The organism is Salinisphaera sp. Q1T1-3 (assembly GCF_003602005.1).
Classification (GTDB): Bacteria; Pseudomonadota; Gammaproteobacteria; order Nevskiales; family Salinisphaeraceae; genus Salinisphaera.
Genome location: NZ_QZWD01000019.1, coordinates 43180 through 63727 on the forward strand (window position 1 = coordinate 43180; position 20548 = coordinate 63727).

Here is a 20548-nt window from a genome sequence, read left to right on the forward strand (position 1 = left end):
GCGCCGACCGCGTTGCCCAACCGCTCGGGCATTTACGGTAGATTGGCCGGGCTTTCACACCAAGACACGCTCGACGCGCGTCCGCGCGATCCTTTGCATCAGGAGACATATATGGGGTTGGCACATCTGCGCGGCGCGCTCGCGCTCGTCGCCGGTCTGGCACTGCTCGGCGCGACTGGCGGCACGGCACTGGCCGCCGATCAGTCCGCCACGGACAATCCGGCCACCGACAAGCTGCCCGGCGTGCTGCAAAAAGCCGTCAAGTCCGGCCAGGTCGATGTGATCAAGTCCTTTCCGACCGATGTACCCGGCCTGACCGGGTATGTACTCGAACAATCCGGCCAGCATCAGGTGGTCTATGGCAACCACGGCTATCTGGTGGTCGGTCGCATCGTCGGCCCGGACGGCACGAACATGTCCGACCAGTACGAACAGAAATACGTGCCCAAGCCGGATCTGGGCAAGATCGTCGACCAGCTCAAGGACGGCGACCGGCTCGTGCAGCAGGGCCCGGACGATGCCCCGGTCGTATATGTCTTCGCCGATCCGAACTGCATCTATTGTCATCGCTTCTACGAGCAGGCCGAGCCGCTGGTCAAGGCCGGCAAGATCCAGCTCCAGTGGGCGATGGTCGGCTTCCTCAAGGATTCCAGCCCGGGACGCGCAGCCGCCATCCTGAGCGCCAAGAACCCGGTCAAGGCCCTGCTCGAGAACGAGAACGGCTTCGATGAGTCGACCGAACAGGGCGGCATCAAGCCGGCCACCGACATCAGCGACGATCTGCAGCAACAGCTCAAGGCACACGCCAAGCTCATGGCCGAAGCCGGCGGCTCGGGCACGCCGACGCTGATCTACAAGGAAGACGGCCAGTGGCAGTCCAAAATCGGCGCGCCCGGCACCGACTGGCTCAAGACCCATGTCGTGAACGACAAGCCGTGATGCCGGCGTGCCGCGCGTCATGATACCTCGGTCGATCGACCTGACGGCCGGCGGCGCGGCCTTCGGGCTGGCCGCACTTCTGGGCGTGGTCTCGGTCGGTGCATTCGCACCGTTCGGCCACTTCTGGCTGCTGCCGCTGACCCTGGCCGGGCTGTTCGTGCTCACCGCCCATGCGCGGCCCGGCCGGGCCGCCCTCGTGGGCTTCGGGTTCGGGCTCGGCCAGTTCGGGGCCGGCAGCCACTGGATCCTCATCGCCCTGTCGGGCGTGGGCGGCGCGCCGCTGCCGCTCGCTGTGGCGCTGCTGGTCGGGCTGGTCGTACTGCTCGCCTTGTTCATCGGGCTGTCGACCACGCTGGCCGCCCGGCTTGCGCCGGCCGGTAGCGGCCTCCGGCTCCTGCTGTGGCTGCCGCTGGTCTGGACGGCGATCGAATGGCTGCGCAGCTGGATCTTCTCCGGCTTTCCGTGGTTCTCGATCGGCTATTCGCAGATCGACTCGCCCCTGGTCGGCTATGCGCCGATCGCCGGCGTGTTCGGCGTCAGCTGGGCGACGGCCCTGACCGCCGGACTGCTGGCATGGATCATCATCCGGCCGCGCCGTACCGGCTATGCGCTGGCCGGCGTGGCCGCGATCTGGGCCTGCGGTTACGGGGCCCGCCATATCGGCTGGACCGCGCCAAGTGGCCCGGCGATCCGTGTCGCCCTCGTCCAGGGGGATGTGGCCCAGCAGGCGAAATGGTCCGCCGCGGCCGTCGACGATGCGATCTCGCGTTATTCCAGATTGTCCCGTGGTCACTGGCAGGCCGACCTGGTGATCTGGCCGGAAACCGCCATCCCGGCCTATTACCGTGATGTGGCGTCCTCGCTGACAGCGCTCGGGCATCGGCTGGCCGCGCATGACAGCACGCTGATCACCGGGCTACTGCGGGCCGATACGACCAACGGCGCGATCTATAACAGTGTCGTGGCCGTCGGCGCCGGTCACGGCTTCTATGCCAAGCGTCATCTCGTGCCGTTCGGCGAATACTTCCCGGTGCCGGCCGTGGTGCGCCGCTGGATGGCAGCCTCGGGCATGCCCTATGCCGACTTCACCGCGGGCGCGAGCGAACAGCCGCCGATCACGGCCGCCGGCATTCCGCTGGCCATATCGATCTGTTACGAAGATATCTTCGGCGCTCTTTTGGCCCGTGACGTACCGCCCGCGGCAATACTGGTCAATGTCTCCGACGATGCCTGGTTCGGCCGCTCGATCGGGCCCGACCAGCACTTCGAGATCGCACGGATGCGCGCCGTCGAAGTCGGACGCTATCTGCTGCGTGCCGACAACAGCGCGGTAACCGGCATCGTGGCGCCGGACGGCACGGTCGACAAGCGGGCCCCGGACTTCGAGCAGGCTGTGGTCAGTGGCCAGGCTCGTCCGTACAGCGGCCTCACGCCGTATGCCCGATGGGGCAATACGGTCGTGCTGCTTGGCCTGCTGATCACCGCGGTTGGCGGGCTTCTGGCCGCCCGACGGCGACGCCCGCGCTGATTTGTCGCGCGGGCACAACCCGGGCCGCAGGTCGTCGGCCCGGTGTTCGACAGCCTGTGCCAACGCCTGGTCAAAGGCCTCGCATACAATTATTTCCACCTAGGGCCTGTTATTAACCCGGCATAAAAATAGATGATTTTTCGGGTTGATAACGCGCGTGTGCGAAAGCACGCGCGCCACGGCCAAAGGCCGTGAAGCCATTGAAAATAAAAAGACGGACAAGTGCCGGCTTTTATTTTTCGATGGCGTTGAAAACAGCTGACGTCGTCAGCTGTTTGGGTGCCGGATTAATAACACTTCGCGCATGACCGCGTTGCCGCCCAAAACCGGCCAGGCAAGGCGCGCAGCACCGGCTCTGGTCATGCCAAGGTCAAGCCGTGCAACGCCGCATGGCCGCTTCTTGAGCGCAACCCGACAGGACGGCGGTCATTCTTTGCGCAAGCCGGCGTTGTCGTTCGCGACGCCAGAATGACGGCCGTACGTGCCCGATGCCTTGTCTTGCAAAAAAAATGAGCGCCGACGCGGCGCACGCGGGACGTGTTATTGACCCGGCATCAAAATAGATGATTTTTCGGGTTGATGACGCGCGTGCGCGAAAGCACGCGCGCCACGGCCAACGGCCATGAAGCCATTGAAAATAAAAAGACGGACAAGTGCCGGCCTTTATTTTTCGATGGCGTTGAAAACAGCTGACGTCGTCAGCTGTTTTGGTGCCGGATTAATCACAGGCCCTAAAACGAAGGTACGCCGTCGAGCCAGCAGCCGACATCGTCCGGTACCGGAGGCGGCCAGTCTGCTACAACTGACCTACCGCCTCGTTCATGCCGACACAGGATTGCCCATGCCGACTGCTTCGTCTGTTTCCATCGATCGCCGCGCCGACCGGGGCCTGGGCCGTCCGCTGGCGCGGGATATCCGCAAGACCGGGATCGCCCCCGATCACTGGTATCCGCTGGCCCGGGCACGCGACCTGCGTCGTGCGAGCACGCTCGGCGTCTCCTTCGCCGGCGAGCCGATCGTGCTGGCCCGGACCGCCACGGGGAGGGTTTTCGCCCTCGAGGATCGCTGCGCACATCGTCAGGTCCCGCTGTCGCTTGGCGAAGTCAAGGGCGAACGCCTGCTTTGTACCTATCACTGCTGGGCCTATAACCACACGGGCGCCTGCATCAACGTGCCGTATCTCGATCAAGGCAAGGGCCTGCCGAACGGCGTGAAGAGTTATCCCTGTGTCGAGGCTTATGGCTTGATCTTTGTCTACCCCGGCAATGTCCATGCGCCCGGCATTCTGACGTTTCCACAGATCACCACCCAGGGCAATCCGGCCTATCGCACGCGCTACCTCGATCGGCGGATCGCCTGCCACTACTCGTTCATGCACGAGAATCTGATGGACATGAACCATCAGTATCTGCATCGCAGCCTCATGGGCAGCATCAACCCCAAGGCACTGGATATCCGCGAAGGCGACGGCTGGGTGGAAGTCGACTACACCTTCCATCGCGCGGCGGGCAAACAGCCGATCGGGGAGAAATTCATGCTCGGGCGGCGCACGAAGACCCCTGATGCCAAGGCCGAAGCCCGGGAAGACAAGGACATCATGACCATCCGCACGGGTTATCCCTACCAGACGCTGCAGTTCTGGACTGCCGGCGCCAGCGAGCCGGCGCTGGATCTGTGGAATGCCTACGTGCCGACCGATGCCGCCCAACGCCACAACCATACGTTCGGCCTGATGTCGGTGCGAAAACCCGGCGTGCCCGGCACGATCCACCTGCTCTGGCCATTCATCGTCGCGTTTACCAACGGTATCTTCGGCCAGGACGAAGCGATCGTGGAAGCCGAACAGCGTGCCTTCGACGCTCAGGGCCGGGATGAAAACAACGAAATCTTCCCGATCATCCAGAAACTCAGGCACCTGCTCGTCGAGCAGGGCGTGCCGCTATAAAACATCCAGACGCTACGTATTCTTCCTGATAGCAACTTATCAGACCAAAGCCTAAGTTCGAGGTGCAGGTCGGATGACCTGTCGGCCGTACCGGCCGTCAATTGATGCGTTTGCCGGACAGGACCGGTAGACGCCAGGCGCCCAGTACGTGGGCCGCCAATGAATCCGGAGGATTCCCATGGTTGACGAAGATCGCAAGGCAGGCACCGCTGACAAGATCAAGGGCACGGTCAAGGAGCAGGTCGGCAAGCTGACCGGCGACGAGGAAAAGCAAGCCGAGGGCAACGCCCAGAAAAACAAGGGCAAGGTCCAGAACAAGGTCGGCGAGGCCAAGGACAAGGTACGCGACAAGCTCTGATCGCCGCATGTCGCGACCGATGCCTGCTCACGGGCATCGACATATCGGGCCGGGGTCATCGATCCCGGTCTTTTTTTGTGATCGATCACGACACTCGATTCATCGTATATCGCGTGGCCACGCCATGTGATGCGGACGAATATCTCCCGCGGCTATTCCGTCGACCCGGCGCGAATCGATCGTCGCAAAAGAGCTGATCAGCCAAGCGTGAACGATTCCTGGATCAGCACGGGCGCCTCGCCGATACGGCGCCAGCGGCACAGACACGACCGGTGCGCCGGCGCTTACGCGAGGAAGCTGAGCCGATCCTGCAGAAGCGTCCAGTTCTCGCGCGAGGTGGCCACGAGCATGCGCCCCTGATGGCGCGTCGGTGCATAGCGCTGGCCATCGAGCGTGGCGGCATGCCCGCCGGCTTCCTCGATCACCAGCACGCCGGCGGCATGATCCCAGGGCATGAGCTTGGACGTGAGCATGAAATCGACGTGACCGAAGGCCATGGTTCGGTACTCATGACAGGCACAATGAAACGACATCACACGCGCAAAGTCCGGGTAGAGCGCAGCAAGCCGGCGTTGCTCGGCTTCGGCGAACAGATGCAGCGACGTCGAACCGATCATCTGCGCCGGTGCCGATCGCGTGGCGACATCGAGGCGTTTCTCTGTGCCGTCGGGCGCGCCGAACCAGGCGCCTTCGCCGCGTGTGGCCGTGATCCAGTCGTCGGCCAGCGGATCGTAGAGTAGACCGAAGACAGTCTCGCCGAAGCAGGTCACCGCGATGATGACGCCGAACTGGTTCAGGCCGCGCGCATAATTCCAGGTGCCGTCGATCGGATCGATGATGATCGCTGTTTCGGCCGTCGCGATGTCGGCCACATCGGAATGCCCGGCTGCCACAGCCTCTTCACCGATGATCACGGCGTCCGGCCACGCTGCGGCGATCGCCTGCGTCATGCGGGCCTCGGCCGCCTGATCGGCATCGGTGACCAGATCGTCGGGCGCACTCTTGGCGCGGATCTCGTTATCCGACAGACGCCGAAAGCGCGGCAGGATCTCGGCTCGGGCGGCATCCCGAACGATATCGATAAGTCGATGCCGGGCGATGCTGTCGAACGTTGGAGTCGCGGTCATGACTGACTTACTGGTATGAATTGACGGCCAGAATAGCAGCCGCACGATACAAAGCCGGACGCGATCGGCTTCATGACCTCGCCCCCGGCCCCAATCGCGCCCGCCGGACTGGCACGCGGGTTTTCGCAGCACAGTCACCACGGCCGCGGACAGCGCATAACCCGGCACAGACGATCAGGCCGATGCCGAGTGCCCCCCAGCCATCCGGCGTCTGGCCGAACAGCCACAGACTCCACAGGGCGGAAAACGCCAGATAACTGTAATCGCCCGCGGCCACCAGCGGCGCGGGGGCGACCTGATAGGCCCGCGCCATCGCGGCACTGGCCACTACGGCAATCACGGCGAGCCCGGCGATCAAGGCCGCTGTTTCGACAAGGCCGGGGCTCGTCAGCGGATGCCAGCCGGTTGCGATGAAGGGGGCGGCCTGCTGCCAGGCCGGCGGCAACGGCCAGGCCGACAACCCGACGAGACCGGCGAGCCCCACGCCGAGAAACCCCAGCTGCAGGCCGAGCGCGAGCACCAGCGGCGACTCGTCGTGACAATACGTGGCCGTGAGCATGGCAGCCAGGGCGTACAGCACAGCGCCGGCCAGCGGCAGCCAGAACATCGCGGAGAACGCGCTTGTACCGGGCCGCAGGAGGATCAGCACACCGCAGAAGCCAATCACGACCGCACCGACCTCGAAGCCGTGCAAGCGACGCTTTCGCCGGAGCCCGTACAACAACGTGATCCATAGCGGCGCGCTGTAAAGTGCGGCCGAGACAGCCGGTAGGGGCAGACCGGTCAGGGCGAGATAGACCAGAAGCCACATGGCCACCAGCAACAGACTGCGCACGCCCACCCAGACCGGCCGGCACCCGTCCCGCCGGCGGATGCCGGTCAGACACATGACACCGCCCAGCAGCGGCAGGGCAACGAGCGCACGCAGGGTGACCAACTGCCATACGCTGAGCGTATCGCTGAGCCATTTGACGAGCGCATCGGCCAGCGCCAGCAGGACCGCCGACAACACGATCCAGCCGAGGCCACCGACGGCCCCCCGTTCCATTCGAGACAGGCCGAACAAACTGATCTCCCCACAGAACAACGTGGATGCAGCCTGTCGCGCCGGCCGGCCGGCGTCACACGATGATTTGATCGGGTGACATGACTCAGGGTAATGTGAGCCCATGAGTCGCCTGCGTCGCAGCCTGCCCCCACTGGCCACGCTTCTGCCCTTCGAGGCCGCGGCCCGCCTGGAAAGCTTTACCCGTGCCGCGGCCGAGTTGTCGCTCACGCAGGCCGCGATCAGCCGCCAGATCCGCGCGCTCGAGACCGATCTCGGAACCGCGCTTTTCCTGCGTCATCATCGCTGTGTCGCCCTCACGCCGGCCGGTACCGAGCTCGCCGTCGCCATGCGCGGCGGGCTGGAGACGATTGCCGCGGCGGTCGAGCGCCTGCGCCGACACGGCGATACCAACGATATCGTGCTGCGCGCCGAGCTCTATGTCGCCATGTACTGGCTGATCCCGCGCCTGCCGGCCTTTCATGCCGCCCATCCCGCGCTGCGACTCCGGGTCAACGCCTCGACCCAGCCGTTGACTCAGGCCGAGGACCACTTCGATCTGGCACTACAATGCAGCACACGGCCGAGCGGCACACGGCGTCCTCTGTTTTCCGTACCCGATGCCGTCTTTCCGGTCTGCAGCCCGGCGCTGGCCGAGGCGCACGGTCTCGCGCTCGCCGACCTCCACCGGTACCCGATCCTGCATTGCCGCAACGACGATCACGACGGCTGGCTCGGCTGGACCGACTGGTTCTCGGCCATCGCCGAACAGACCGGTGCGCGGGTCGAATCGGGCGCCGGGCCAACGTCCGGCCCCTCGTTCGACAACTACCCCGTGATGCTGCAGTCGGTGCTGATGGGTCAGGGCATCGGCCTCGGCTGGGCACGCGGACTGGAACAGCTGCTGGGCAGCGGTCAGCTCGTTCGCCCGGTCGCCGAGTCACTCACGCTGCCGCGCGGCCTGTCTGTCTTCGCGGCCGATCCGGACGGCGACGACGTCCGGCGTCGAATCGTCTGCGACTGGCTGCGCGGCGAGCTCGCCTGAACACGTCGTGGCCGCTCGAGCCAGTAGTCGCCGCTGCTCGCGTAGCCGCGCCAAGCGCGCCCTGAAATGGACTGTGGGCCGCACGCGTCATTCGGCGTCGGCACGCTGAATTGCCGTGGTGTCCTGCGTTGGAGCGTCTGTCCCGAACGGGGCCGACTCATGAAAAACATGGACTATAAAGACGCTGTGGCATGGCGAGCCGGGATCGCGGCACGCCACGATCGGCGTCCCGTACCTCGCCGGGTATACGACGGCCTCTCGACGAGAGCCCCCGCACGCCACATCGGCAGGCCCTGGCAAGCTGGTACCGGTTTTGCCTATCCTCGCCCATCTATCCCGGATGGAGAACGACCTTGAACGAACATCTAGACGATCTCGCCCCGCCATTGCTGTGGCAGCATTTCCGGACGTTCTGCAATACGCCGCGGCCCTCCTGGCATGAAGACGCCATTCTGGCCCGGATCGAGGCCTGGGCCGATGACAGGGGTCTGACGCACACTCGGGATGCCGCCGGCAATCTACGCATCGTCAAACCGGCCAGCGCGGGGCACGAGAGCGCGCCCGGCATCGTGCTCCAGGGCCATGTGGACATGGTTGCCGAAGCCGACGCGGCGGTCTCGCACGACTTCACGCAGGACCCGATCGATACGTTCGTCGAAAACGGCTGGCTGAAGGCCCGCGGCACCACGCTGGGCGCCGACAACGGCATCGGCGCAGCGGCGGCGCTGGCGATTCTGGACGAAGAGCAGCTCGTGCACGGCCCGCTCGAGGTACTGCTGACCGTCGCCGAGGAGGTTTCGCTCGTCGGCGCGCGCGAGTTGGCGCCGAACTGGCTGGACGGGCGCCTGTTGCTGAACCTGGATACCGAAGAAGACGGCGAAGTCTGCATCGGCTGCGCGGGCGGCGCCAACGTCACGACCGAAACCGTATTGTCGCAGACGCCGATTGCCGCCGACGAGACGGTGCTGGCCATTGGCGTCCACGGATTGACCGGCGGCCATTCGGGCATGGACATCGCCACGGGACGCGCCAACGCCAATCGCCTCCTGGCCCGGGTACTCCATGCCCTGGGGCCGCACGAACCGCGGCTCGTCGACTACGACGGCGGCCGCATGGACAACGCCATCACGCGGACGGCCTGGGCCCGCGTTGCCCTGCCGGACAGCGCCTTCGACGAAGTCACCGCCACCCTCGTGGAACTGGAGGCGACGTTCCGCTCCGAACTGGCACATGTGGACGAACAGGTCACGATCGGCCAGGAACGCGCCGCGGCCGACGTCGCGCTGTCCGCGACCGACACGAAGCGCCTGGTCGACCTGCTCTATGCCCTGCCCTACGGCGTCGAACGCATGAGTCTGGCCGCACCCGGCGTGGTCGAAACATCGAACAATCTCGGCGTGATCCAACTCCAGAACGGTGTCTTCAGCGCCCAGATCATGGTGCGCTCACTCATCGATTCGGCACGCGATGCCCACGTCGAGCGCATCGCCACGATGTTCGAACTCGCCGGTTTTCCGGCCGAGCGCGGTCACGGCTACCCGGGCTGGGCACCGAATCCGCAATCGGACCTGCTGGCCCGTTTCGTGAGCCTTCACGAGCGGGTCACCGGGGCGTCGCCGGACATCAAGGTGATCCACGCCGGGTTGGAGTGCGGCCTGATCGGCGCCAAGTATCCGGCCATGGACATGATTTCCTTTGGACCGACCATCCGTGGCGCGCATTCCCCGACCGAGCGGGTAGATATTGCCGCAGTGGCCACGTTCTACGATCTGCTCAAGGCCACGATCGCGGATCTGGCCGGCGCGAGCGCGCACTGAGCACGTGAAGACCGGGCCGGTCCAGTCACCGGCCCGATTCGTCAGTCATTCTCCGCGGCCGGTCTTGTCCTGCAGCTCGTCGATCCGACGCGAGGCCTCGGCCTTGGACAGGTTTTCGTCGAATGTCTCACCGGCCTCCTCGCACAGCGTCTGAAGATAGGAGGCCTGGGCACCGGTCATGGCCTCATCGCCGGTGGTCCAGTTCGAGGGCGCTTTTTCCAGGTTGCTGTTGTCGTCGTCGGCGTTGTTCTTGATGGGGTCGTCCGCCATGGCGTGATCCGATGGGTTATGGGTGACTGTACATACGTACACAGCCATCAGACCGGATGCAAGACACTGGCGATCTGCGCGCGGCACGAAGCGCGTGCTATACAGAGACGACACTGTGCTGTCGGAGTCTTTCGTGAGTCACAACGTCGCTGAGATCATCGTCGAGACACTGCATGCCGCAGGCGCGCAACGCTGTTACGGCGTGGTGGGCGACACCATCAATCATTTCACCGATGCGATCCGGCGCTCGTCGCTGGACTGGGTCCATGTCCGACACGAGGAAGTGGGAGGGTTCGCAGCCGGCGGCGAGGCCTATCTGACCGGGGAACTGGCCTGCTGTGCCGGTACCTGCGGGCCGGGCAGCACACATTTCATCAATGGCCTGATCGAGTCGCATCGCAACGGCGCCCCGGTCGTGTTCATCGCCTCTCAGGTCGACACGGCCCAGATGGGCGTTGGCTTCCCACAGGATGTCGACCAACGCCCGCTCTATGCCCAGAACAGTGTGTTCTGTGAATATCTGCTCAACGCCGAGAACGCCGGCCGGCTGACGGCCCTCGCGGCCCAGAAGGCACGCAATGAAGGCGGTGTCGCGGTTCTCATCGTGCCTGGCGATCTATTTACGATGAAGCCCCAGAAGAGCGCGATCTGGCAGGCCCGTCGTTTCGCACCGGTCATTCGCCCGAGCGAGACGGAACTCACGGCCGTCGCCGATGCGCTGGCCGCCGGGCGCAAGATATCGATCTATGCGGGCCACGGTTGCGCCGAGGCCCACGACGAGGTCCTGGCGCTCGCCGACCGGCTGGCCGCGCCGGTCGCCTGGACCTCCCGGGCCAAGGACTTCATCGAATACGGCAACGATCTGGAAGTTGGCATGACCGGCGTCTTCGGTCTCGCCGGCGGCTACCGGGCCGTGGCCGAGTGCGACACGCTGCTCCTGCTCGGCTGCAGCTTCGCCTGGCGCCAGTTCTATCCCGAAGACGCCACGATCATCCAGGTCGATATCGATGCCGGACAGATCGGCCTGCGCCATCCGGTGGATATCGGCGTCGTGGGCACGGTGCGCGATACCTGTGCGGCGTTGCTCGAACACGTCAGCGCCCATACCGATCGCGATTGGGTGCAATCCTGTCGCCAGAGTTATATCGAGGCCCGGGACCAGGCGGCCGTGTCATCGGCAACGGATGATCTGATCCATCCGCAGGAGCTCACGCTCGCGCTCGACCGGCTCGCCGACGAGGATGCCGTGTTCACCGCCGACGGCGGCTCGCCAATGGTGTGGTGTCTGCGACATATCAAGGCCAACGGCCGGCGGCGTACCCTGACGAGCCTGCTGCACGGCACCATGGCCAATGCCTACCCTCAGGCGATCGGCATCGCCCATGCCTTTCCCGGCCGTCAGGTGATCGCGATGTGCGGCGACGGCGGTCTGTCGATGCTGCTCGGCGATCTGCTCACGCTCGCCCAGTACGACATCGATATCAAGATCGTGGTGTTCAACAACAGCTCACTCGGTTTTGTCGAACTCGAGCAGAAGGTCGAGGGTCTGCTGGATGCCTATACCGAGCTCAAGAACCCGGACTTCGGCGTGCTGGCGCAGGCGATCGGTCTGTGGGGCCGCAAGGTCGAGGCCAAGCACGACCTGGAAGCCGGCGTTCGGGAACTGCTGGCGCACGACGGCCCGGGTATTCTGGACGTCAAGGTCAATCGGATGGAGCTGGTGATACCGCCGAACGTGGAACTCAACCAGATTGCCTCGACCGCGCTGTATTCCACGAAAGCGGTCCTGTCCGGCCGGATGAATGAAGTCGTGGATCTCGTGCGGAACAATTTCGGGTCGCGATAGGACCGTATCGTCGCGCACGCCGAGGCTCGATGATGACGCGCGGCTGATCGTCTCGCCGGCGCAACGCGGACAACGCCTCATCGATCACCTCGTGGCCGTCCTGTGCACGGCCGACGAATGCCGCTTCGACCCGCTTGATGTCGAACTCGGCATCTATCGCGACAATACATCCGCCATCCGGGCTTATCGCCGCCCGGGATGCAAGCCACTCGAATGCGAAATACGGCGCGGGCACAAACCGAACGACGACATCGTGGACATGGTGCGGTATCGCCCCCGATAGCGGGCCACTACGAGGCTATCGCTTGTTCCCCCGGGGCGTATCCGGCCCGGCCGCCTGTGGGACGTCGGCGGCGATTGCCTCGTAGTCGCCGGCCTCGGCGATACAGATATGGGCCGTCGTCATCAGCCCGGTCGAATCGTCGAGTGCTCCGGGGGCAACGCCGATATATGACGCCTCCTGTTTGTCGAAGAACAGGCTCGATCCGCAGTCCGTACAGAAACCGCGGCTTGCAGCCGCCGACGCATGCCACCAGCGCAATGTATCGCCAGTGATGGATATGTCATGCCGCGGCACGCGCAATGCGCCCCAGAGATACCCGGACCAGCGCCGGCAGGTCTCGCAGTGGCAGGCGATCACGTCAACCGGCGCGTCCGACAGCGTGAATCGCACGGCGCCGCAGGCACAGCTACCGACACGCCTGCATGAAGCACTCATCGCTGGGCCAGCGCCAGCTTCGCGCCGAGGCCGATGAACACCGCGCCCACGCCACGCTCGGCCCAGGCCGAAAGCCCCCGTCGTCGCCGAAATGCCCCGGCCAGCCGCGCACCGACCACGATCAGCAACGGCTCGAACAGGGCCGCGATCCCGATCAGCAACACACCGTGCAAGGCGAGTTGAGCAGCCACCGGCCCCGCGCCGGGCACCACGAACTGCGGAATGAAGGCCAGAAAGAACAGCGCGACCTTGGGGTTGAGCAGGTCGATGAGAATCCCCTGGCGATAGGCCATCCACCGGCTCGGCGCCGCGGCCGCCAGCGGCGTCGCCTGGTCGGGGGCGTGCCCGGCATGACGTAACGCCTGGATGCCCAGCCAGACCAGATAGGCTGCCCCGACCCACTTGATGAGCGCGAAGGCCGTGGCCGAGCGCGCCAGGATTGCCGCCAGCCCCAACGCAGTCGCCGCGATATGCACGAGCGCCCCGGTCCAGATGCCGAACATCGCGGCAAACCCATGACCCCGACCGTGACGCGCGGTCTGGGTTGCGATGAACAGATAGTCCGGCCCCGGTGCCAGTTCGAGCGCGATACCGGCCGCGAAGAAGCCCAGCCAGTGGGCAAGCGAATAATCGAACATCGAAGGCGCTCCGAAACGCTGGCGATCCGCAAGATGATCGCACGGGCGGCGCGGCGCTTCAGCCGGCCGGCCCGTGCGGCGCGTCGCCGTCAAGGGTCTCGACGTCCACGGGCATCCGATAATATTAATCCGGCACCAAAACAGCTGACGACGTCAGCTGTTTTCAACGCCATCGAAAAATAAATGCCGGCACCTGTCCGTCTCTTTATTTTCAATGGCTTCACGGCCGTTGGCCGTGGCGCGCGTGCCGTCGCACACGCGCGTTATCAACCCGAAAAATCATCTATTTTTAGGCCGGGTTAATAAGCCCCGGCCTCGGCACAGAAGATATGTCGGGCCGTGGCCCGGCCGAGCGGCCCGTCGAAGGCGCCGGCCCTGATTTCCAGCCCGGCGTCGTGATCGGCATCGAAGAACAGACTCGCCCCGCAGACCTGACAGAAACCTCGACACGCCCGCGCCGGAGAACGCCACCACGACAGCGTCTCGTCGGCTAGCCACTCGATATCGTCACGGGCGTGCCGCACCGCGCCCCAGACATAACCGGACCAGCGCCGACAGGTCAGGCAATGACAGACACCGACCGCCTCCAGCGGCCCGTGCGCGATGAAACGCACGCCGCCGCAGGCGCAGCAGCCTCCGGCATGACCGGCACGATGAACCGTCTCGGGATGCCGATCCCCCATGCGTCAATTCACCCGGTACCGGGATGTCGCACCGGACAGCTTAACCCTGACGAGCGCGGCGATCAGACGCGGGAAATCGGCTCGGCCGACCAGCCGGGCGAGCCTGGCGGCATCAGTGGGCAGCCCCAATGTCTCGGCCATCGACAGGCTGGCCCGGTCCGCAAAGGGATAGCACTCGGGCCAGACCGCCTGGACCTCGCGCAAGAAAATTGCCGCCCCTGTATCGCCGATACCCTTGAAGCGTTTCAGCGCCCGAAGCGCGACAGCAGTATCGCCGTCGGCCTCGACGCGGAGCCGGCGCAGATCGCCGTCGTAGGCATCCATCAGATAATCGTTGAAGGCTACCATCTCGGTCGCGGTCTTCTCATCGACCCGTGAGTAGCCGGCGGCGTCGAATACATCGACGCGCGCCTGCCAGGTACTGGCCGCCAGTTTTTCCGGTGTCGTCCAGCCCGCCTCGCCCATGGCACGGGCAGCCCGCATGGCGATGTCGGCCTGCACCGGCGCGCTCGTCAGCAGCGCCAGACACAGCAGACGAAACAAAGGCGCTGGCGTGTTGCGCGCAATATCCACACCGAGTTCGTCGGCAAACGTACGGCCGTGGTCGTCCAGAAGCGCCGCAATGGCCTCGGTGGTTTTCATGGCGTTTCGTATCCGATCAACGGCAGGGCCAGGCGACTACTTTGCCTGGAAACGCGACGTGTGCGCCGGCCTACCCCGGCAATAACGCCCGGCGGATGCGCCCGCGCTGCTCACGGATAATCGATCGTGAAATTCGCCAGACCGCGCACCCGGCCGGCCGTGACCGTCGCCCGGGTCTGATAGTAGCGTGCCGAAAACGAAAACCGCAGGCGTCGTTCGCCAAGCGGCAGCGCGCGGGTATCGATATCGCGACCGGGCGGCGCGGGCTGGCCCCTGTCGTCCAGGATCTGGATACCGACGCCGGCCGCGGCATCGTCGCCGGCACGATTGGCCAGGACACCGCGCGCCGATAGCGACTCGGCGGGTTCGTAGTCAAGCACAAGCGCAACGGCATCCCGTGCGTCGGCCGCGCCATTGCAGGCCAGGCGAATCGCAAACGCCTGCTGCCCGCGCACGCTGCCCACCCCGTTGAATCCGGCAACCGATCCGGCAACCGATAGGGTCGCGTCGCGCCCTGAAAACATGGGCCTACCCGCCCCGAAACGCGATCGCTCGCTTCGGTCCAGGCCCAATCAATACACCACATTGCGTACGAATCTCACGGTCTCGTCGCGTGTATTGGTGAATTGATACGGATGGTTGCTGGCAAAGACATGGAAATCGCCGGCCTCGATGGTCGTGCACGTCTCGCCCACCGTTATGGTGAGGCTGCCCGCGATAACCACCACCATGTTCGTCCAGCCATCCGGGTCGGCTTCGGCTGTGTAAATGTCGCCCGGCCCAAGTGACCAGTCCCAGAGCTCGACTTCGGTCCGTACGCCCTTGCTGGCCAGCAGACGCCCGCGACTGTCCGCGACTGCACCGGTCCACGCGATTTCGTCGATATGCGCCGAATCGGCGGTATCGGGCGGCGCGATGAACGCATACAGAACAACGCCCAGAGCTTCGCCGAGCCGGTCCAGGGTGTTGAGGCTGACGTTCACATCCCCTTTCTCGAGATTGACGATCATCCGACGGCTCACGCCGGAGGCCGTGGCCAGCGCGGTCTGGCTCAGCCCCGCCTCGACACGCAACCGCCGGAGATTCTCGGCCACGTGGACCAGTGTCTTTTGATGCGTCATGCCTGGGTCTGTCTTGAATCGTCGCAATGGCCGCCGAACCATGGCGCGCCCGGACGGCGGCCACAACCGGCAGCCTGCGACGATCGCCGCAGCAGCGCAACGCGGCCTGCCCACACCGACGACAGAACGCGCCACTGCGCACTATATTGCACAACCTGACTTTCTGCTGCATCCTGTGCGGCCTTCGCACGGCCCTGCCGTCGTTCGAGCCAGCCGGGAGTGTTCATGTCTCGATCTCGCCACCCGCTTTTGGCGCGCCTCTGGCCGGTCGGGCTGCTGTTGATCGCGATGAGCGCGATCCAGAGCGGCGCCTCGCTCGCCCACAGCGCGTTTCCGATCGCCGGCGCCGCCGGAATCACATCACTGCGACTGATCCTTGCCGCGGTGCTTCTGATCGCGATCTTCCGCCCCTGGCGTCGGCGTATTGCACCCGGGGCCTGGCCCGCTATCTTGGTCTACGGCGTCGCCCTCGGCGTGATGAACTTTCTGTTCTATCAGGCACTGGCTCGCATCCCGCTCGGCATCGCCGTGGCCTTCGAATTCACCGGGCCGCTGTCGGTCGCCCTGATTGCATCCCGGCGCGTACTGGATCTTTTGTGGGTGCTGATCGCCGTCGCCGGTCTCGCCGTGCTGCTGTGGCCGGAACCGGGCCTCGGCCATGCGCTCGATCCACTCGGTATCGTCTGTGCGCTCGGCGCCGGGGCCTGTTGGGCGCTTTATATCCTGTTCGGCCAGAAGGCCGGCCAGATCAACGGCATGCAGAGCGCAGTCCTGGGCGTGAGTATCGCGGCCATTCTCGTCGCGCCGGTCGGCGCCTGGCATGCCGGGTCGATCCTGCTCGATCCGACCGTGCTCGCACTGGGGGCCGGTGTGGCGGTGTTGTCCACGGCGCTACCTTATACCCTGGAGATGATCGCGATGCCGCGTCTGCCGACGGCGACGTTCGGCACCCTGATGAGTCTCGAGCCGGCGTTCGGTGCGCTGTCGGGTCTGATCTTTCTCGGCCAGTCACTCGGCACCGCTCAATGGTTGGCCATCGGCGCGGTGATGGCCGCCTCGATGGGCACGACACTGACGCCGGGCGGCGTCGACGAAGACGAAGCGCACGAGGCACCACGGCCTGACTGAACGGCGCCATAACGGGCCATGATGGGCGATAACGTGCGTCTTGCTAGACTCGCGATCCGCCCATGATTGGCCGTTGTGTATGAAACCTGCTCATCTGGCGAACGCGTTGTTCGTCCTGGCTCTGGTCTTTCTCGTTTTCTCCGGCGGGATCGCCGTCTCGTTGTTCAAGGTCTGGCCCTACCCGATCTTCGCGAATGCCTATCAGGCAGCGCAGTCGGAACTGGCCCAGTCGCGAACCGCCGCCTCGCCGTTGAAGACCGATCTCTGGCGCAGCGCCCGCTTTTCGGCACGCGGCACGACCGTCGCCGATACCGCCAAGATGCAGCCGGGTTACACGCTCTATACCTCGGGCGATGCCAGTGTGGCGCGATTGATCGATGCGCAGGGTCATGTCTTGCACAAATGGCAACGGCCGTTCAGCCAGATCTGGGACGACAGCGCAGCGGTCAAGAATCCCCAGGCCGACGATTTCATCTATATGCGACGTGCCCGGCTCCTGCCGAACGGGCATCTGCTGGCGGTCTATATCTCGGCCAACGATACGCCCTGGGGCTACGGGCTCGTCGAGCTGGATGCCGACTCGAACGTCGTCTGGAAATACCTGAGCCAGGTGCATCACGACCTGGATCTGACCAACGACGGTCGCATCGTCACCCTCACGCACGCCTTCAACGACAAGCCGCTGGCCGGCTTCGACTTCGTGCCCACGCCCTATCTCGAGGATTTTCTGGTGACGCTGTCGCCCGACGGCAAGGAGCTGTCGAAGGTTTCGATCACGAAGATGCTCGCACAGTCGCCCTATGCCACTGTGCTGCGACGCGCCATGCCGTGGTTCGCAAACTTCGACGCCCTGCACGTGAACACGGTGGACTGGCTGTCAGCAGCCGATGCCAAGGCACTCGGATTCGGCAAGGCCGGCGATGTGTTGCTGATGTTGCGCAACATCAATCTGCTGATCCTGGTGGATCCGGACACCAAACGCATCGTCTGGGGCACACGCGGCGACTGGCTTGATCCGCACGATCCGCAGGTGCTGGCCAACGGCCATATCCTGATCTTCGACAATCTCGGCGAGATGGCACCGAACAATCCGTCGCGCGTCTACGAGTTCGACCCGAAGGACGATCGGATCACGTGGTCCTACACCGGGCCGGCCAAGGCCCCGCTGGCCAGCCCGATCCGCTCGACGGCAGAGCGTCTGGCCAACGGCAACACGCTGATTACCGAATCCGACGGCGGGCGGCTGCTGGAGGTCACACCGGACAAAGCGCTGGTCTGGGAATACATCAACCCGATACGGGCCGGCAAGAATGATCACATGATCCCGGTCGTCTCCGGGGCGCGCCGCATCGATCCGGCGACGCTGGATCCGGCGTTTCGGGCCACGCTGAGCGCGGCGGAGGACAAGGCCCGACAGAGCAAGGCGCCACAATGACAGCGTTGCTGCTCATCGATTTCCAGCAGGCGCTGGCCTGGCGTCACGACGGGCAGCGCAACAACGCGCATGCGAAAAACGCATGCGCAGCGCCTGCTCGCGCCATGGCGTCTTCGCGGCCATCTTGTCGTGCACGTCCAGCACGACTCGGCAACAGCCGGTTCACCGTTGGCGCCCGGGAGCGCGGGACACAACCGGCAAGCCGGCTTCGAACCGCGTGACGACGAATGGCACGTCACCAAGCAGATCAACAGTGCGTTCATCGGAACCGCACTCGATGAAAGACTGCGCGCGGCCGGCGTCAGCGATCTGGTCGTCGCCGGCCTGACGACCGATCATTGCGTCTCGACGAGCGTGCGGATGGCGGGCAATCTCGGCTATCGCGTCCGGCTGGCCGGCGACGCGACCGCGATGTTCGACCGCCGCGCACCGGACGGCCAAACGATCACGGCGGACGTGCGCCAGGCCGCACATCTGGCAAGTCCGCACGACGAGTTCTGCACAGTCTGCCCCACGACTGCCCTGCTGGCGCAGGAAAGCGCCTGAGCGCGGCCAGCCTGTCGTCGCGCCGCGCTCAAGCGCGTGCGAAAGCAGCCAGCGCCTCGCCCTCGAGGCGATAACCGATCCACTCCGACTGCGGTTTCGCGCCGATCGATTCATAGAATCCGATCGCCGGCGTGTTCCAGTCCAGCACGTTCCACTCGAAGCGTCCGTAGCCATTGGCCACGGCCATGCCGGCCAGATGCTTGAGTAATAGAAGCCCGATGCCCGCCCCGCGCGCGGCCGGCGTCACGTAGAGATCCTCCAGAAAGATCCCGTGTCGCCCGAGCCAGGTCGAGAAACTCAGAAAATAGACCGCAAAGCCCTGCGGTCCATCGGCGTCTTCGGCGATCAGGGCATGGACGTTCGCATCGGAACCGAACAGCCGTGCCTCGATATCCGATTCTGTCGCCACGACTTCGTGCTCGGCGGCCTCGTAGATCGCCAGTTCCCGGATAAAGGACAGGATCGTCGGCGCATCATCCGAACGGGCCGCACGGACGGTGGCATGGGCATCAACATTCATCGGGCAGCCATGTCGGTCGAGAGAGGCTGCAAGCCTAGCCAATCGCCGATCGCGATGCGAGCACATCGATACTGTCGACAAATGTAACGGCCCGAAGTTTGCTTACGCTAGGGCCTGTTGATGTTTCGTGCGAGTCCGCGCCAAGCGCTGTTCTGCGGCAAGACGAGGCGTAGCAGGCATAGCGTGTCATTCTGCGCCAGCCTGCTAGAACGCTGTATTGCCGTCGTGTTTTTGATTTTGGGGCGCTTGTCCCTTTGGGTTGGGCCGCCCATGAAAAATCGACGATGGGCGCCCGGCGGCGTTGCGAGTCTGGATCGTGGCACGCCACGATCGGCGACTCGCGCCTTGCAGGACACACTGCGGTCTCTCGACGAAAAGGCGCTCGCACGAAACATCAACAGACCCTAGAATCAGATACGTCATCACCTAACACCCTGAGATCCATCCTGTTTATCACGACTGGTTTCTATTGATCCCGTTAACGACCTAACGGTCGTACACATGAATCCGAGGCACGAGGGCGCATCTTTTCATGAGGGTTATCGATCATGCAGTTCAAGGAACGACTGTTACTGGAAAATCGGGCCTGGTCTGAAACCATGTCCGACCGCGACCCCGAATTCTTCAGCCGGCTGCGAAACGGCCAGTCGCCCGAGGCGTTCTGGCTCGGCTGCTCGGATTCGCGCGTCCCCGCCGAACAGCTCAGCAACGCCTCCCCGGGCGATCTGTTCGTGCATCGCAACGTGGCCAATGTGGCCGCGATCGCGGACGACGGTTTCATGAGCGCGCTCGAATACGCGATTGGCGTGCTGGAAGTCCGCTATCTGATCGTCTGCGGACACGAAGGCTGCGGCGGCATCGGCGCGGCGTGCAGCGGTCAACCGACGGGCATGCCCCATGTTGATGCCCATTTGTCGGGCGTGACCGACATGTGTCGTGGCCATGCCGGGCCGGACGTCGACACCGCCGCCCCCGCACACGTCAATGCGATGGTCCACCACAACGTCGCCCGTCAGGCCGCGGCCCTCGCGGAACTGGCGCTGGTGCGCGAGGCCCGTGTGAAGCCGACGGTCCTCGGGCTGGTCTACGCCATCGATCGCGGCACGCTCGAATGCATCTGTGAACACAAGCCACATGACGGGCCGCTCTCGCGTGTCGCCTGACTCCTTTTCTCTGTGCTCCGCATTCTGCCATGAC

At 64.7% G+C, this 20548-nt stretch carries 21 protein-coding genes; 11 read left to right on the forward strand and 10 right to left on the reverse strand.

Going from position 1 to position 20548, the window contains the following annotated elements; genetic code table 11:
* Positions 1-111: 111 nt before the first annotated feature.
* The 4 genes from dsbG (at position 112) to D3260_RS14985 (ending at position 4770) form a co-directional block, all read left to right on the forward strand.
* On the forward strand, positions 112-939 hold the full coding sequence (gene dsbG, locus D3260_RS14970) for a thiol:disulfide interchange protein DsbG (RefSeq protein ID WP_120099412.1): 828 nt from the start codon (positions 112-114) through the stop codon (positions 937-939).
* A 19-nt stretch (positions 940-958) separates the two neighbouring features.
* Positions 959-2467 carry an apolipoprotein N-acyltransferase gene (gene lnt / locus D3260_RS14975; RefSeq protein WP_120099413.1) on the forward strand — a complete coding sequence of 503 codons (1509 nt, stop codon included), beginning with the start codon at positions 959-961 and terminating at the stop codon, positions 2465-2467.
* 841 nt (positions 2468-3308) lie between these two features.
* On the forward strand, positions 3309-4412 hold the full coding sequence (locus D3260_RS14980) for an aromatic ring-hydroxylating dioxygenase subunit alpha (protein ID WP_120099414.1): 1104 nt from the start codon (positions 3309-3311) through the stop codon (positions 4410-4412).
* Positions 4413-4590: 178 nt separating this feature from the next.
* Positions 4591-4770, forward strand: a complete 180-nt coding sequence (locus D3260_RS14985; RefSeq protein WP_120099415.1) for a CsbD family protein — start codon at positions 4591-4593, stop codon at positions 4768-4770.
* Positions 4771-5054: 284 nt separating this feature from the next.
* Here D3260_RS14985 and D3260_RS14990 read toward each other — a convergent pair whose 3' ends face one another.
* Together D3260_RS14990 and D3260_RS14995 are read right to left on the reverse strand one after the other, a co-directional pair.
* Positions 5055-5897, reverse strand: coding sequence for an inositol monophosphatase (locus tag D3260_RS14990; protein ID WP_120099416.1), 843 nt, complete (start codon positions 5895-5897; stop codon positions 5055-5057).
* Positions 5898-5967: 70 nt separating this feature from the next.
* On the reverse strand, positions 5968-6945 hold the full coding sequence (locus D3260_RS14995; protein WP_233544101.1) for a DMT family transporter: 978 nt from the start codon (positions 6943-6945) through the stop codon (positions 5968-5970).
* Positions 6946-7066: 121 nt separating this feature from the next.
* On the opposite strand from D3260_RS14995, the gene D3260_RS15000 reads away from it, so the two are divergent.
* Together D3260_RS15000 and pepD are read left to right on the forward strand one after the other, a co-directional pair.
* On the forward strand, positions 7067-7987 hold the full coding sequence (locus D3260_RS15000; protein WP_120099418.1) for a LysR family transcriptional regulator: 921 nt from the start codon (positions 7067-7069) through the stop codon (positions 7985-7987).
* 353 nt (positions 7988-8340) lie between these two features.
* Positions 8341-9804, forward strand: a complete 1464-nt coding sequence (pepD, locus tag D3260_RS15005; RefSeq protein WP_120099419.1) for a beta-Ala-His dipeptidase — start codon at positions 8341-8343, stop codon at positions 9802-9804.
* 45 nt (positions 9805-9849) lie between these two features.
* On the opposite strand, the gene D3260_RS15010 is transcribed toward pepD, so the two are convergent.
* The gene (locus D3260_RS15010; RefSeq protein ID WP_120099420.1) at positions 9850-10074 is read right to left on the reverse strand and encodes a DUF3072 domain-containing protein; all 225 of its coding nucleotides are present in this window, start codon (positions 10072-10074) and stop codon (positions 9850-9852) included.
* Positions 10075-10207: 133 nt separating this feature from the next.
* Between D3260_RS15010 and D3260_RS15015 the strand changes: the two genes are divergently transcribed.
* A complete protein-coding gene (locus tag D3260_RS15015) occupies positions 10208-11920 on the forward strand; it encodes a thiamine pyrophosphate-dependent enzyme (RefSeq protein ID WP_120099442.1) in 1713 nt (570 codons plus the stop codon).
* 298 nt (positions 11921-12218) lie between these two features.
* Here D3260_RS15015 and D3260_RS15025 read toward each other — a convergent pair whose 3' ends face one another.
* The 6 genes from D3260_RS15025 to D3260_RS15050 all read right to left on the reverse strand — a co-directional run bounded on the left by D3260_RS15025 (position 12219) and on the right by D3260_RS15050 (position 15722).
* Positions 12219-12593, reverse strand: coding sequence for a GFA family protein (locus D3260_RS15025; protein ID WP_158583565.1), 375 nt, complete (start codon positions 12591-12593; stop codon positions 12219-12221).
* A gap of 41 nt (positions 12594-12634) precedes the next feature.
* Positions 12635-13276, reverse strand: a complete 642-nt coding sequence (locus tag D3260_RS15030) for a LysE family translocator (protein ID WP_120099423.1) — start codon at positions 13274-13276, stop codon at positions 12635-12637.
* 299 nt (positions 13277-13575) lie between these two features.
* Positions 13576-13959, reverse strand: a complete 384-nt coding sequence (locus tag D3260_RS15035) for a GFA family protein (RefSeq protein WP_120099424.1) — start codon at positions 13957-13959, stop codon at positions 13576-13578.
* A gap of 3 nt (positions 13960-13962) precedes the next feature.
* Positions 13963-14601, reverse strand: a complete 639-nt coding sequence (locus tag D3260_RS15040) for a hypothetical protein (RefSeq protein WP_120099425.1) — start codon at positions 14599-14601, stop codon at positions 13963-13965.
* Between the two features lie 110 nt (positions 14602-14711).
* Positions 14712-15125, reverse strand: coding sequence for a fimbrial protein (locus D3260_RS15045; RefSeq protein ID WP_120099426.1), 414 nt, complete (start codon positions 15123-15125; stop codon positions 14712-14714).
* A gap of 48 nt (positions 15126-15173) precedes the next feature.
* Positions 15174-15722 (reverse strand): helix-turn-helix domain-containing protein, encoded by a 549-nt coding sequence (locus D3260_RS15050; RefSeq protein WP_120099427.1) that lies wholly within the window; start codon positions 15720-15722, stop codon positions 15174-15176.
* 225 nt (positions 15723-15947) lie between these two features.
* On the opposite strand from D3260_RS15050, the gene D3260_RS15060 reads away from it, so the two are divergent.
* The 3 genes from D3260_RS15060 to D3260_RS15070 all read left to right on the forward strand — a co-directional run bounded on the left by D3260_RS15060 (position 15948) and on the right by D3260_RS15070 (position 18831).
* On the forward strand, positions 15948-16850 hold the full coding sequence (locus D3260_RS15060) for an EamA family transporter (RefSeq protein WP_120099429.1): 903 nt from the start codon (positions 15948-15950) through the stop codon (positions 16848-16850).
* A 79-nt stretch (positions 16851-16929) separates the two neighbouring features.
* Positions 16930-18285: an arylsulfotransferase family protein gene (locus tag D3260_RS15065; protein WP_120099430.1), complete on the forward strand. Its 1356-nt coding sequence runs from the start codon at positions 16930-16932 to the stop codon at positions 18283-18285.
* Positions 18286-18354: 69 nt separating this feature from the next.
* Positions 18355-18831 carry an isochorismatase family protein gene (locus tag D3260_RS15070; RefSeq protein WP_120099431.1) on the forward strand — a complete coding sequence of 159 codons (477 nt, stop codon included), beginning with the start codon at positions 18355-18357 and terminating at the stop codon, positions 18829-18831.
* A gap of 28 nt (positions 18832-18859) precedes the next feature.
* On the opposite strand, the gene D3260_RS15075 is transcribed toward D3260_RS15070, so the two are convergent.
* Positions 18860-19351, reverse strand: coding sequence for a GNAT family N-acetyltransferase (locus tag D3260_RS15075; RefSeq protein WP_120099432.1), 492 nt, complete (start codon positions 19349-19351; stop codon positions 18860-18862).
* A 548-nt stretch (positions 19352-19899) separates the two neighbouring features.
* Between D3260_RS15075 and D3260_RS15080 the strand changes: the two genes are divergently transcribed.
* On the forward strand, positions 19900-20514 hold the full coding sequence (locus D3260_RS15080) for a carbonic anhydrase (protein WP_120099433.1): 615 nt from the start codon (positions 19900-19902) through the stop codon (positions 20512-20514).
* The last annotated feature ends 34 nt before the right edge of the window (positions 20515-20548 follow it).

Bases quoted from the DNA above. Each gene is read 5' to 3' on its own strand.
- dsbG (WP_120099412.1), top strand. From the start codon at position 112: ATGGGGTTGGCACATCTGCGCGGCGCGCTCGCGCTCGTCGCCGGTCTG.
- lnt (WP_120099413.1), top strand. From the start codon at position 959: ATGATACCTCGGTCGATCGACCTGACGGCCGGCGGCGCGGCCTTCGGG.
- D3260_RS14980 (WP_120099414.1), top strand. From the start codon at position 3,309: ATGCCGACTGCTTCGTCTGTTTCCATCGATCGCCGCGCCGACCGGGGC.
- D3260_RS14985 (WP_120099415.1), top strand. From the start codon at position 4,591: ATGGTTGACGAAGATCGCAAGGCAGGCACCGCTGACAAGATCAAGGGC.
- D3260_RS14990 (WP_120099416.1), bottom strand. From the start codon at position 5,897: ATGACCGCGACTCCAACGTTCGACAGCATCGCCCGGCATCGACTTATC.
- D3260_RS14995 (WP_233544101.1), bottom strand. From the start codon at position 6,945: ATGGAACGGGGGGCCGTCGGTGGCCTCGGCTGGATCGTGTTGTCGGCG.
- D3260_RS15000 (WP_120099418.1), top strand. From the start codon at position 7,067: ATGAGTCGCCTGCGTCGCAGCCTGCCCCCACTGGCCACGCTTCTGCCC.
- D3260_RS15010 (WP_120099420.1), bottom strand. From the start codon at position 10,074: ATGGCGGACGACCCCATCAAGAACAACGCCGACGACGACAACAGCAAC.
- D3260_RS15030 (WP_120099423.1), bottom strand. From the start codon at position 13,276: ATGTTCGATTATTCGCTTGCCCACTGGCTGGGCTTCTTCGCGGCCGGT.
- D3260_RS15035 (WP_120099424.1), bottom strand. From the start codon at position 13,959: ATGGGGGATCGGCATCCCGAGACGGTTCATCGTGCCGGTCATGCCGGA.
- D3260_RS15040 (WP_120099425.1), bottom strand. From the start codon at position 14,601: ATGAAAACCACCGAGGCCATTGCGGCGCTTCTGGACGACCACGGCCGT.
- D3260_RS15045 (WP_120099426.1), bottom strand. From the start codon at position 15,125: ATGTTTTCAGGGCGCGACGCGACCCTATCGGTTGCCGGATCGGTTGCC.
- D3260_RS15050 (WP_120099427.1), bottom strand. From the start codon at position 15,722: ATGACGCATCAAAAGACACTGGTCCACGTGGCCGAGAATCTCCGGCGG.
- D3260_RS15060 (WP_120099429.1), top strand. From the start codon at position 15,948: ATGTCTCGATCTCGCCACCCGCTTTTGGCGCGCCTCTGGCCGGTCGGG.
- D3260_RS15065 (WP_120099430.1), top strand. From the start codon at position 16,930: ATGAAACCTGCTCATCTGGCGAACGCGTTGTTCGTCCTGGCTCTGGTC.
- D3260_RS15070 (WP_120099431.1), top strand. From the start codon at position 18,355: ATGCGAAAAACGCATGCGCAGCGCCTGCTCGCGCCATGGCGTCTTCGC.
- D3260_RS15075 (WP_120099432.1), bottom strand. From the start codon at position 19,351: ATGAATGTTGATGCCCATGCCACCGTCCGTGCGGCCCGTTCGGATGAT.
- D3260_RS15080 (WP_120099433.1), top strand. From the start codon at position 19,900: ATGCAGTTCAAGGAACGACTGTTACTGGAAAATCGGGCCTGGTCTGAA.